This window comes from Acinetobacter equi, assembly GCF_001307195.1.
GTDB classification, from domain to species: Bacteria; Pseudomonadota; Gammaproteobacteria; order Pseudomonadales; family Moraxellaceae; genus Acinetobacter; species Acinetobacter equi.
Genome location: NZ_CP012808.1, coordinates 1,638,056 through 1,650,432, shown reverse-complemented (window position 1 = coordinate 1,650,432; position 12,377 = coordinate 1,638,056). Strand labels below are relative to the sequence as shown.

The 12,377-nt window shown below is 33.5% G+C and carries 15 protein-coding genes; 9 read left to right on the top strand and 6 right to left on the bottom strand.

Going from position 1 to position 12,377, the window contains the following annotated elements:
* Positions 1 to 152: 152 nt before the first annotated feature.
* On the bottom strand, positions 153 to 665 hold the full coding sequence (gene elsL, locus AOY20_RS07800; RefSeq protein ID WP_054581338.1) for a cell wall-recycling L,D-carboxypeptidase ElsL: 513 nt from the start codon (positions 663 to 665) through the stop codon (positions 153 to 155).
* An 11-nt stretch (positions 666 to 676) separates the two neighbouring features.
* Positions 677 to 1,042 carry a YbaN family protein gene (locus AOY20_RS07795; RefSeq protein WP_054581337.1) on the bottom strand — a complete coding sequence of 122 codons (366 nt, stop codon included), beginning with the start codon at positions 1,040 to 1,042 and terminating at the stop codon, positions 677 to 679.
* An 86-nt stretch (positions 1,043 to 1,128) separates the two neighbouring features.
* Between AOY20_RS07795 and AOY20_RS07790 the strand changes: the two genes are divergently transcribed.
* The 3 genes from AOY20_RS07790 to dapE all read left to right on the top strand — a co-directional run bounded on the left by AOY20_RS07790 (position 1,129) and on the right by dapE (position 3,512).
* Positions 1,129 to 1,986 carry a DUF1853 family protein gene (locus AOY20_RS07790; protein ID WP_054581336.1) on the top strand — a complete coding sequence of 286 codons (858 nt, stop codon included), beginning with the start codon at positions 1,129 to 1,131 and terminating at the stop codon, positions 1,984 to 1,986.
* Between the two features lie 125 nt (positions 1,987 to 2,111).
* Positions 2,112 to 2,261: an entericidin A/B family lipoprotein gene (locus AOY20_RS07785; protein ID WP_054581335.1), complete on the top strand. Its 150-nt coding sequence runs from the start codon at positions 2,112 to 2,114 to the stop codon at positions 2,259 to 2,261.
* A 117-nt stretch (positions 2,262 to 2,378) separates the two neighbouring features.
* Positions 2,379 to 3,512 carry a succinyl-diaminopimelate desuccinylase gene (gene dapE / locus AOY20_RS07780; protein WP_054581334.1) on the top strand — a complete coding sequence of 378 codons (1,134 nt, stop codon included), beginning with the start codon at positions 2,379 to 2,381 and terminating at the stop codon, positions 3,510 to 3,512.
* 51 nt (positions 3,513 to 3,563) lie between these two features.
* Here the strand turns inward: dapE and AOY20_RS07775 are convergent, their stop codons facing one another.
* Both AOY20_RS07775 and AOY20_RS07770 read right to left on the bottom strand, forming a co-directional pair.
* Entirely contained in the window at positions 3,564 to 3,932 is a 369-nt protein-coding gene (locus AOY20_RS07775; protein WP_054581333.1) for a response regulator, read from the bottom strand.
* Positions 3,933 to 3,957: 25 nt separating this feature from the next.
* Positions 3,958 to 4,341 carry a response regulator gene (locus AOY20_RS07770; RefSeq protein ID WP_054581332.1) on the bottom strand — a complete coding sequence of 128 codons (384 nt, stop codon included), beginning with the start codon at positions 4,339 to 4,341 and terminating at the stop codon, positions 3,958 to 3,960.
* 274 nt (positions 4,342 to 4,615) lie between these two features.
* Here AOY20_RS07770 and AOY20_RS07765 point away from each other — a divergent pair, with 274 nt between their 5' ends.
* From AOY20_RS07765 to AOY20_RS07755, 3 genes are all read left to right on the top strand, one after another.
* A complete protein-coding gene (locus AOY20_RS07765; protein WP_054581331.1) occupies positions 4,616 to 4,978 on the top strand; it encodes a hypothetical protein in 363 nt (120 codons plus the stop codon).
* Positions 4,979 to 4,995: 17 nt separating this feature from the next.
* The gene (locus tag AOY20_RS07760; protein WP_054581330.1) at positions 4,996 to 5,235 is read left to right on the top strand and encodes a hypothetical protein; all 240 of its coding nucleotides are present in this window, start codon (positions 4,996 to 4,998) and stop codon (positions 5,233 to 5,235) included.
* A 163-nt stretch (positions 5,236 to 5,398) separates the two neighbouring features.
* Positions 5,399 to 7,114 carry a proline--tRNA ligase gene (locus tag AOY20_RS07755; RefSeq protein WP_054581329.1) on the top strand — a complete coding sequence of 572 codons (1,716 nt, stop codon included), beginning with the start codon at positions 5,399 to 5,401 and terminating at the stop codon, positions 7,112 to 7,114.
* Between the two features lie 54 nt (positions 7,115 to 7,168).
* On the opposite strand, the gene dcd is transcribed toward AOY20_RS07755, so the two are convergent.
* Both dcd and AOY20_RS07745 read right to left on the bottom strand, forming a co-directional pair.
* On the bottom strand, positions 7,169 to 7,738 hold the full coding sequence (gene dcd / locus AOY20_RS07750; RefSeq protein WP_054581328.1) for a dCTP deaminase: 570 nt from the start codon (positions 7,736 to 7,738) through the stop codon (positions 7,169 to 7,171).
* 119 nt (positions 7,739 to 7,857) lie between these two features.
* Positions 7,858 to 8,451: a LysE family translocator gene (locus AOY20_RS07745; RefSeq protein WP_054581327.1), complete on the bottom strand. Its 594-nt coding sequence runs from the start codon at positions 8,449 to 8,451 to the stop codon at positions 7,858 to 7,860.
* Between the two features lie 375 nt (positions 8,452 to 8,826).
* Here AOY20_RS07745 and AOY20_RS07740 point away from each other — a divergent pair, with 375 nt between their 5' ends.
* The 3 genes from AOY20_RS07740 to AOY20_RS07730 are packed head-to-tail and all read left to right on the top strand — an operon-like array spanning position 8,827 to position 12,316.
* Positions 8,827 to 9,828 (top strand): TAXI family TRAP transporter solute-binding subunit, encoded by a 1,002-nt coding sequence (locus AOY20_RS07740; protein ID WP_054581326.1) that lies wholly within the window; start codon positions 8,827 to 8,829, stop codon positions 9,826 to 9,828.
* Positions 9,828 to 10,304, top strand: coding sequence for a DUF1850 domain-containing protein (locus tag AOY20_RS07735; RefSeq protein ID WP_054581325.1), 477 nt, complete (start codon positions 9,828 to 9,830; stop codon positions 10,302 to 10,304). Before AOY20_RS07740 ends, AOY20_RS07735 begins: the two co-directional genes overlap by 1 nt.
* Entirely contained in the window at positions 10,301 to 12,316 is a 2,016-nt protein-coding gene (locus tag AOY20_RS07730) for a TRAP transporter permease (RefSeq protein WP_054581324.1), read from the top strand. Before AOY20_RS07735 ends, AOY20_RS07730 begins: the two co-directional genes overlap by 4 nt.
* Positions 12,317 to 12,377: the final 61 nt, after the last annotated feature.

Genomic DNA, 12,377 nt, shown 5'->3' with positions numbered 1-12,377 from the left:
TTGTATTTTTAAAGTTCCATTTCCATAAAAAAATTAAAAAATTCTGTAGTCTACAATTTTTTTAATGCTCTAAAAGACATATTACATTGTACAAAAAACACTGTATTTCTATAATTTTATATTTTAATTATTCATTTTATACATTTAAAATTTTACTCGAATACTTTTACAAGACTTTTTTCAGAAATATAAACTAGAGATTCTTCAGGAATCAGATCAAATAATTCAATAATATCGGTATTTTTCATTCGAATACATCCATGTGACATAGGAATACCCATAGGCTCAGTATCAGGAGTGCCATGTATATAAATATATCTATTAAATGTATCGCAACCTGTACCTGAATTAAAATTAGGCTCCAACCCACTTAACCATAATATTCTAGATAAAATCCAATCACGTTCTGGAAATTCTTCAGCTAAATCTTGTGAATAAATTTCACCCGTTTCTTGTCTTGCTATAAATACTGTATTTTTAGGTGCATTATGACCAAATTTTAATGCAACTTTATGCCATCCCCTTGGAGTTTTACCACTATTTTCAAACTCTCCAATGCCATTTTTCCCTGTAGAAATAATATAGAGCTTGTTATGTTTTGGTAAAAATAAAGTTTGCTCTGCTAGATCTACTAAAATATCGGCTTGATTTAATGTGTATTTCATAGCATACCTTTTTAATTATGTTTAGGCTCTGGACGCAACCAAAGCCAAATTGCGACAATCAACATTGTTACATCCGTAAAAATTTTGACGGCCAATGGTGCATTTGTAAATACCATTATTATTCCACTAATGAGCATCATAATACTAGCAACCCATTTCGCTTTTCTAGGAACAGTTCCATGCTCTCGCCAAGCTTTAAGTGTCGGTCCATATTTTGGATGTTGCATTAACCACTCATCTACTTGTGGCCATCCTTTTGAAGCAGCCCATGCAGCTAAAATTAAGAATACAGTTGTTGGCATACCTGGAAGCAATGCACCAATAAAGCCTAATGTGACAAATATCACAACTAAAGCCCGCCAAAACAACGTTTTCATATAATTTTCCTATAAATAGTTATTTTGTAGTATAAATTGTTTTAGTCGCCAATCTCATCAATTTATCTATTAAATGTGCTTAAGCCATGTCTTCTCTGTTAAACAACATACAAAATGAATATTGGTTATTTTATAAAACGCCAGTTGTTAGGCAACTTGCTTTTGCCTTACTCAGTCCAAATATTATTCAGAAAATTCCACAAGAACTTGAAGTCTTTTACCCATTTCAATTACATGACAGTCAAAAATGGCAAAATTTTTACACACAATACAAGCCTCGTTTAGAGTTTTTAGATCAAAATCCTAATGAATTACAAAACTTTTTAAACAAGCTTAAAAGTACACGTTTAGGGCTACGCTTTGAAATGCTCATTTGGTTTTGGTTACTCGATTCAAATTATCACCCTTATGAAGTATTGGCACATGGTTTACAGATCATTCAGGGACCTAAAACTGTTGGTGAATTAGACTTTGTTGTTAAGAATACTGAGAACAATCAAATTGAACATTGGGAAGTCGCTTTAAAATATTATTTAGGGGAAAGTGATTTAACACTAAAAAATTGGTATGGACTTAATCGTAGTGATACATTATTTAAAAAGATGTATCATTTCTCTCAAAAACAATTCCAATTTTCTCATGTATTAGATTTAGAAATTAATGAGAAATTTGCCGTAATCAAAGGTCAACTTTATTTACCTTTGTATCAGAACTCATTAGAAATACCTACATGGATCAATCTAGATCGTCGTTTAGGAAATTGGGGAACATGTTTTCCTAAACATGCAAAAAAACATCATCGCCTAAGCCGACATGAATGGTTATGCCCTCACAATAATGCAAGTTCTTCTCATAATAAATGGTGGACAGATGGATTATATTTTAATTCAGACTCCTCTCATTATTATATGTATAGATCACCGTCATTACCCTATTTAATCTAAACTATCTTCTTGTATAAATACATTCTCTTACTGAATAGAACAAACTTTATACACTTATCACGGTTATTTTCTTTTAGTCTGAAATTGAAGGATATTTATTTTAGTAAATCAAAAGGGTGATATTAATGAAAAAAGTTCTATTTTCTGCTTTGGCACTAAGTTTTGTATTAGTTGGATGTAATACTGTTAAAGGCGTTGGACAAGATGTTTCTAAAGTTGGAAGCGTTGTCACAGATACTGCTGAAAAAACGTCCAATGAAATTAAAAATAAATAATATCTAAAAGCCCCCTCTTAAAAACCTTATCTTAGATAAGGTTTTTTTCATTTGGAACTCCCCTTATTTTAGAGTTTCGCCTATTATAGGGTGACTTTTTAGACATGACTTATTGGTATGATTTCGTCAGAAACTCTTGAGCTTAGCTTACAATTATTACGCCAACCCTCTGTAACTCCTATTGATCATACTTGCCAAGAAATCATGGCCAAGCGCCTAGAAAAAATTGGTTTTAATATTGAAAACATGCGTTTCGACGATGTTGATAATTTATGGGCTCGTAAAGGCACAGAATCTCCTGTTTTTTGTTTTGCTGGTCATACAGATGTTGTTCCAACAGGTCATTTAGATGCTTGGAATTCTGATCCATTTGTTCCTGAAATTCGTGATGGAAAACTTTATGGTCGTGGTAGTGCTGATATGAAAACAGCACTTGCAGCAATGGTGATTGCTTCTGAACGTTTCGTGGCAAAGCATCCCAACCACAAAGGTTCAATTGCTTTTCTCATCACATCTGATGAAGAAGGTCCATCTATTAATGGAACAGTTAAAGTCATTGAGACATTGGAAGCACGCAATGAAAAAATGGACTGGTGCTTAGTAGGTGAGCCATCAAGTACAAATAAACTTGGTGATATTATTAAAAATGGTCGTCGTGGTTCTTTAAACGCAAATCTAACAATTAAAGGTAAGCAAGGTCATGTTGCTTATCCTCATTTAGCGATTAATCCAATTCATACAGCCTCAAAAGCAATTGCTGAATTATGTGAAACAGTATGGGATGAAGGAAATGAATACTTCCCTGCCACATCTTTCCAAATTTCAAATATTAATGCTGGTACAGGTGCAACAAATGTTGTTCCAGGTTCTATGAACTTGCTAATTAATTGGCGTTATTCTACGGAAGTTACAGCTGAAGAACTTAAAGTTCGTGCTATAGAAATTTTAGATCGTCATCAAGTTGATTATGATATTCAATGGACTCTTTCAGGTTTACCATTCTTGACACCTGTTGGTGAACTAGTGAATGCGGCTAAAAATGCTATTCACAATGTCACTGGCATTAAAGCCGAACTTTCAACAAGTGGTGGCACATCAGATGGTCGTTTTATTGCGCCAACAGGTGCACAGGTTCTTGAACTTGGTGTATTAAATGCAACAATCCATCAAATTAATGAACATGTTGATGTTTCAGATTTAGAGCCACTTGCTGAAATTTATGAGCAAATTCTAGAAAATCTTTTAGCATAAGTAAAAAAAGGAACTCAATAGAGTTCCTTTTTTATATAAAATGAAATGAACTTATTTCTCATTTAAATAATGTTTTACAGTTTGAATTAATAAGTTTTCATCAATTGGTTTTGTTAAATAATCGCAAGCACCTTGAAGTTTTCCCCATGCACGATCAGTTTCTTGATCTTTGGTACTCACAATAACAATCGGAATATGCTTAGTTACATCATCACGAGAAAGTTGGCGTGTTGCCTGAAAACCATTTACACCTGGCATCACAACATCCATAAGAACTAAATCTGGTAATTCTGCTTGTGCCATTGTGACACCATCAGCACCATTCGTCGCTTCAATAACATCAAAACCATGCTGATTTAAAATTTCTTTAAACCGAAATGTTTCAGTTGGTGAATCATCTACAATTAAAATTCTAGCCATTATTTTCCCCAAAGCTACACTTCAATTATACCTTTATATGTTGACGAATTGCATTTAATAGTTCATCTTTACTAAATGGTTTCATCAAGCTCGCATTCGCACCAACCACTTGTCCTTTCGCTTGATCAAACAAACTATCTTGTGTAGACAACATAATAATAGGCGTATTTTGAAAATCTTTTGTATTTTTAATTAATGCGCAAACTTGGTAACCATTTAATCTTTCAAGCATCACGTCAATTAATATGATATCTGGATTAAATGTAGATAAATGAGCTAAAGATTCAAAGCCATCTTCCATTGTTTGAATAACGCACCCCTCTCTTTGCAAAAATGTCTCTGTTGTACGTCTAATAATATGTGAATGATCAACTACTAGAACTTTTAAATTTTTTAAAACTTCGCTCATTTATTTTTACCTTTCTCATTTCACTTAAACAAATGAGTTTTTTAAACATTTTTAAGCAGTATCTATATCATACATCAAATCCCATAAATATTATATGGATATAGAGTTCAGCAAAAACCTACAATAATTACAAAAAAAATATTTTTTATTTCAAAGATTTAGAAAATTAAATATAAATTAAAATACATTTTTTTTCTTACAGGATTTATTTACTATAACATAAACTAAAACAACAATATAAAACTATATTTTAGAATTACTTAGGGGCTTAAATATGAACTTTTACAGTATCAAAAAAATAAAGATATTTTTCTTTTTTATACTATCAGTCCACTCAAATTTAGTCTTGGCTAAAACTTCTCAAAAAACATCTTCAGAAATCATATATCGTTATTATGATAAAAATGGAGTTGCAAATATAAGTACAAATATTACAGCTAACCATATTTATTATGGCTATGAAGCACTCAATCAAAACATGCAGGTAATACAGAAACATTCTGCATTTAATGTAGAAAAAAGCCTGCTAGATGAAAAAAGTCTTCAAAATGCTATTAAGCAAAAGAAAGATGATGCTCGGTTAAAACAAGCATATATGACAAGTCAAAATGCAATTCAAAAAAAGAAACAGCTTTAGCAACACTAAAAAAGCAAGTGAGCTTTCAAAAGAAACAGCTAGAGACCTTACAAAATGAACGAAAAATTTTATTAAATGAAGAAATGAAATTAATTCGTGCTGATCACAAAATATTAAATAATATCAAAGTAAAACTTCAGCAAAACTCATATAACATTACTCAAGTCAAACAGAATATCATTCATCTTAAAGACACTTATCACAATACAAATCTTGAATACAATCAACTTATTTTTCGTTTACAAAAAAATGAATAAGGTACTTTCAGTAGCACTTGTTTAATTCATACAGCTTTCAATAAAAATTTTATTCTGCATTTTATATTAGATTAATTCATGTCTTCAAATTGATGTTCAATGCTACGCTTAATTTTATTGTATAATCACTCACTTTAACGAAATTCATATTAGGACAGTTTCCATGCGCGCGAGTCGCTTTTTATTTGCAACGTTAAGAGAAACCCCAAATGATGCTGAAGTAATCTCACACCAGCTCATGTTACGTGCGGGGATGATTCGTAAATTGGCTTCAGGTTTATATACTTGGTTACCAATGGGCGTTCGCGTATTAAATAAAGTTGAAGCGATTGTGCGTGAAGAAATGAACCGCGCAGGCTCACTTGAAGTACTTATGCCTGTTACTCAACCTGCTTCATTATGGGAAGAGTCTGGTCGTTATGTTCAATACGGCCCTGAATTACTTCGATTTAAAGATCGTCATATGAATGATTTCGTGCTTGGACCAACGCATGAAGAAGTGATTACAGATTTAGCACGTACGGAACTCAAAAGTTATAAACAACTTCCTGCGAACTTCTATCAAGTTCAAACTAAATTCCGTGATGAAATTCGTCCACGTTTTGGTGTAATGCGTTCACGTGAATTCATTATGAAAGATGCTTATTCATTCCATGTGAATCAAGAATCTTTACAAGAAACGTATGACATTATGTACGATGCATACTGCAAAATTTTCACACGTTTAGGTTTGAATTTCCGTCCAGTACAAGCAGATACTGGTTCTATTGGTGGTTCAGGTTCACATGAATTCCATGTATTGGCATCAAGTGGTGAAGATGATATCGCATTCTCTACAGAATCTGATTATGCAGCAAATATTGAAATGGCTGAAGCTGTTTTAGTTGGCAAACGTGCTACACCAACTCAAGCATTAACAATTGTTGATACTCCAAATCAAAAAACAATCGCAGATGTTTCAGCATTCTTAAAGTCAGATCCTGCTCAATCTGTAAAAGCATTATTGGTACAAGGTGTTGTAACTGAAGAAGGTAAAACACCTGTTGTTGCGCTATTCTTACGTGGCGATCACGAACTCAATGAAATTAAAGCTGAAAAACATCCTTTAATTGCATCTCCACTTACATTTGCAACAGAAGAACAAATTACTGAACTAGGTTTAACTGCTGGTTTCATTGGTCCACAAGGTTTAACTGAAAAAGGTTTAACCGTTATTATTGATCGTGCAGCTTCTGTTCTTTCTGACTTTGTTGCAGGTGCAAATGAAGCAGATAAACATGCTACAGGCGTAAACTGGGAACGTGATGCTAACTTCACAGAAGTTTATGACTTACGTAATGTTGTTGAAGGTGATCCTTCTCCAGATGGCAAAGGTACACTTCAAATTAAACGTGGTATTGAAGTCGGTCATATTTTCCAATTAGGTCAAAAATACTCAGAAGCTTTAGGCTGTAAAGTTCTTGGCGAAGATGGCAAACCACTTGTTGTAACTATGGGTTGTTATGGTATTGGCGTAACTCGTGTAGTTGCTTCTGCTATTGAACAAAACTACGATGAAAAAGGTATTATCTGGCCTTCAGCAATTGCACCTTTTGAAATTGCGATTGTTCCAATGAATGCACATAAATCACCTCGTACTTTAGAAGCGGCTGAAGCGCTTTATGAAGAACTCCAAGCAGCGGGTTATGATGTATTACTTGATGATCGTAATGAACGTCCAGGTGTTAAATTCTCTGACTTAGAACTTACGGGTATTCCTCACCGTATTGTTATTGGTGAAAAAGGTTTAGATGCGGGTACTTTTGAATATAAAGGCCGTCGTGATGCTGAGTCTGTAAACTTAAGTAAAGAAGAATTACTAGCAAAAATTGTTAAATAATTTGACTATATAAAAAAATCCCGCGTAATGCGGGATTTTTTATTGCTTACAAAATTAAGCTTTCGGAAGTGTAACACCTTGTTGACCTTGGTATTTACCACCACGATCTTTATAAGATGTTTCACATACTTCATCAGATTCGAAGAATAACATCTGAGCAACACCCTCACCTGCATAAATATATGCTGGTAAATTTGTTGTATTTGAAAATTCTAAAGTCACGTGACCTTCCCACTCTGGCTCAAGCGGAGTAACGTTTACAATAATACCGCAACGTGCATAAGTTGATTTACCTAAGCATACTGTCAATACATTACGTGGAATACGGAAATATTCAACTGTACGAGCTAAAGCAAATGAGTTTGGTGGAATAATACAAACGTCAGCTTCAATATCGACAAAACATTTTTCATCAAAGTTTTTCGGATCTACAATTGCTGAATGAACATTTGTAAATACTTTAAACTCACGTGCACAACGCACATCATAACCGTAACTTGATACGCCATAAGAAATGAGTTTTTGACCATTTTCATCTAAACGAACTTGGTTCTCTGCATACGGTTCAATCATACCGTGCTTTTCGCTCATTTCACGAATCCAACGATCAGACTTAATTGCCATTGTATTATCCAAATAGTGCTAAATAATTTACTGCGACGTACTTTAACTTAAATCGCACATAATGAAAATAAGCGTCTCTGCTTCCGCTACATTTCACTACCTATAAAATAGTGAGATAATTAAAAACTTAATAAAGCAGAGTAGCTTAAAGGTACTGAAAAGCTTAATAAAATAATGGAAGCTGTTTTTTGCAAATTAGACTGATTTAACCAACGAATCTTATTTGAAGCTAAATATGAACCAATACACGTCCATAAAAAAGCAATTGGAATAAGTAAAAATAAGAATATCAACATATGACTGACATAATAATTCATATTTTTCCATACAATTGCTGGAAAAATAGCAGAAGCAAATAACAATGCTTTTGGATTCAATAATGTTGCAATGAATAATTCACGAGCACGAATTGTAGGTTGATTAAAACTCACGTCAACATCTGCAGTACGCCAAAGTTTAATCGCTAAAAAAACAATATAACTGGCACTAAATAATTTTAAAATTGTGGGTAATAGTGGAAATTGTGCAGATACTTTGCCAATCAAAAATCCCCAAATAGAGATTGCAATCATGTAACCAAATGCTTCAGAAGGGATTAAACGAAATGATTTTCGAATCCCAACCTGAATCCCTGAAGAGGCTAATAATGTATTTGTTGGACCAGGTGTTAATAAAATAGAAATAACCAAGCCAATAAATAATAATGAAATCATTTATTCGACCTCAACTATGAATAACTGAAGGATAATTGAGCACTCTATGATTTAGCAAAGTAAAAATTGTAAGAGGAAATATAATTTCAAAAAAAATAATAAAAATTAACAATATTTTCATATATTTAACAAATTAAATACATTAAAAAACCAATTAGTCACTTTAAAATTAAAAATCCTTTTAACAAAAAAACTAAAAGAAATAAGCTAGAATTAAATTATTATTAAAAAACAACTAACTAACTTATATTGTTAAGTTTTATATCAAAACTATATTCAAGCGTATTTAAATAAGTTATTTTTTAAACAGCTTATAGCAAAGCTAAAGAACAAACTCAAATGACTTGAGAAAATAAAAAAACTATGGAGTAGTTTATGACAAAATTTTTAACCTTATCAATTTTATGCTTATCAATATCAGGTATGTATGCATGCTCAAATGACAATAAAACGGTACAAAATAAAGAACCAGCAACATCCACATCAGCTCCAGATAAGCTTTCAAGCAAATTTGTTAGTATTGCAACAGGTGGTGCCTCAGGCCCATACAATGTAATTGGAACAAGCTTGGCTGAAATTTATAATAAAACTTATGGGGTTAATTCTAAAACCCAAACAACAGGTGCTTCTGTAGAAAATCTAAACTTACTTAAGCAAAATAAAGTTGAAATGGCTTTTGTCATGAGTGACAGTCTGACCGATGCATTAAAAGGTACTGGCGTTTTTAATAATGGTAAAGTCGAAAATGTTCAGCAAATTGCTGCACTTTATCCAAACTATGTACAAATTGTCGCATCAAAAAAATCGGGTATTAAAAATATTGAAGATTTGAAAGGAAAACGTATTGCTGTTGGTGCTCAAAATTCAGGCGTAGAAGTAAATGCCCGCACATTATTAAATGGATTTGGCATTACATATGATGACGTAAAAGTTGATTATCTAGGATATGCAGAAGCAGCAGATGCATTAAAAGGTGGAAAAATTGATGCAGCATTTTTAACCAGCGGTATTCCAAACTCATCTTTAATGGAACTACAACAAGGTTTTGATTTACAACTCGTTGCTATCAATTCGGAAAAAATTAAAGATATTGCTAAAGATCAATCTTATTTTCTAGCCCTGACTATTCCTAAAGGAACCTATGGAAATACAGAAGATATCCCAACAGCTGCCATTATGAATGCTTTAGTTGTTAAGTCCGACCTCTCTGATGATGATGTTTACAAACTAACTAAAACATTCTTCGACAGCCTAAAAACATTAGCCAATTCACATCAAGCAGCGACTGAAATTACTTTAGAAAACGCTCAGAATGGTTTAGTTGCACCGCTACATCCTGGTGCTAAACGCTATTACGATGAAGTAGCGAAAAAATAATGATAAAACATAAAAGTGTAGTTATCACTACACTTTTATTTGGTCTATGTTTTGGTCTTACTTTTCTTCTTCCTGTATCTTACACGCAGGTACAAGTCAATCAGAATATTTGCAAGATTCCATCTCAATCTTTTGATTTACAATGGAAACATTCTGTTGAAAAAACAAATTGGCTAGAACATTATCAAATAAAAAATAATAATTTTGTACTTCAGTACACGGACTTTATTTCTTTTGGTGCAGGTACACCAATAAGTAATCTTATAATTTTTCAAAAAGATGGTTGGATTCGTATGGAAGTGAATCAAATGTTAAAAGAGATTAATTGGACAATTTCTAAAAATATGCAAGGTGTAATTAAATTTAATCACCAAGAATGGCGTATTTATGAAGATTATCCTAACTATAGCCTCATCAATATTTCTATTCAGCAACAACCATTTTGGACGGTATTGTGGTTGGGAGAATGCTTATGACCACCACAGATCAAAAAGTTGTCATTGAACAATTAGATGAAAAAGAACAGCAAGCAATTTTAGAAAAGTTTGATCGTGAATCTGTGACACGACAGCCAGTAAATAAATCAGTTAAATGGTTTATTGCTACAATTGCTATTTTTTACTCTTTATTTCATTTATTTATTACGTTTAATCCCTTGCCAGAATTGATTCAACGTTCTGCCCATGTTGCAATTGGCTTGGCATTAGTTTTTCTACTTTATCCAGCAAGAAGTTCGACTTCAAGACAAACCATTTCTTGGTCAGATTGGATCTTAGCTTCCGCATCATTGTCTTCATTTTTATATCTTTGGATTGAATATCAAGATATTGTCACGACTCGTGGCGGTATCCCCAATACGCTTGATATTGCCTTTTCTATTATGACGGTCATTTTAGTGATTGAAGGTGCACGACGTGTTATGGGGTGGATGCTCCCAATTTTAGGAATGATCTTTTTAGCCTATCCATTTATTAGTCATTTTGATTGGATGCCTGATCGCTTATTAACACGCCCATTTACAGTCAGCGATATTTTTGGTCAAATGTATTTAAAAACTGAAGGGTTATATTCTTCAGCAATAGGTGCCTCTGTTACTTTTATTTTCTTATTTATTTTATTTGGTGCCTTCTTAGCAAAATCTGGTATGGGGAAACTCTTTAATGATTTAGCAATGGCATTAGCTGGACATAAGCAAGGTGGTCCTGCAAAAGTTGCTGTAATTTCAAGTGGTTTTATGGGTAGTATCAATGGCACAGCTGTCGCCAATGTCGTTGGTACCGGTTCATTTACCATTCCCCTTATGAAAAAAATTGGTTATCACAAAAATTTTGCTGGTGCAGTTGAAGCAAGCGCATCTGTTGGCGGACAAATTCTACCTCCTGTTATGGGTGCAAGTGCTTTTATCATGGCTGAAACAACTGGTGTAAGCTACGGTACAATTGCACTTGCTGCAACATTACCTGCATTACTATATTACTTAGGTGTAATGGCACAAGTTCACTTTCGTGCAGGTCGAGACAACCTAAAAGGTGTCCCAAAATCAGACCTACCAAAAGTTAAAGAAGTTTTAAAGGAACGTGGACACTTACTCATTCCCATTATTGCACTGGTATTTTTCTTATTTCAGTCTATTCCTGTCAGTTACGCAGCGGTTTATACCATTTTATTAACAATTGTTGTTGCAGCGTTTAAGAAAACGACTCGTATGGGCTTAAAAGAAATTTTAGAAGCCTTAGAAGATGGTGCTAAGCAATCATTATCCGTCATGGCAGCCTGTGCTTTAGTGGGTATTATTATTGGTGTTGTGAGCTTAACAAGTTTTGGTTCAGTCATGACCTCTTCTATTATGAGTATTGGCGCAGGCAGCTTATTTTTAACACTCTTTTTTACCATGATTGCCTCAATGATTTTAGGCATGGGCTTACCTTCAATTCCGGCATATATCATCACAGCAACAATGGCTGCTCCAGCATTAGCAAACTTTGACATTCCAACACTTGTTGCACATATGTTTGTATTTTATTTTGGATTATTTGCCAACATCACCCCTCCTGTCGCCTTAGCCGCCTTTGCTGGTGCTGGTATTGCAGGTGGAGATCCAATGCGTACAGGCTTTCAGGCACTCAAACTTTCACTTGCAGGCTTTATCGTTCCATTCTTATTTGTCTACAACCCCGCAATGTTAATGATTGATACTGCAAATGTTGCCGTTAATGCACGTGAATTTGCATTCCCTGCATGGACAACAATTATCAGTATTTGTGTAACATCTATTATTGGTATTCTCGCATTAGGTGCAGCTGTTGAAGGTTACTTTAAAACAGCCTTACCTTGGTTCTGGAGACTATTTTTAGGTGCGGGTGCACTATGTATGATTATTCCTGAAACGATTACAGATATTATTGGTATTTTTATGGTTATTATTGCTATATCTATTAATATCATAAATGCTAAAAAGCAAAATCCCAAAATAGAACTTACCATTTAATAGGATTCAATTATACGTAAAAAAAGCCCAAAATATTTTGGGCTTTTTAATTCATATTTAT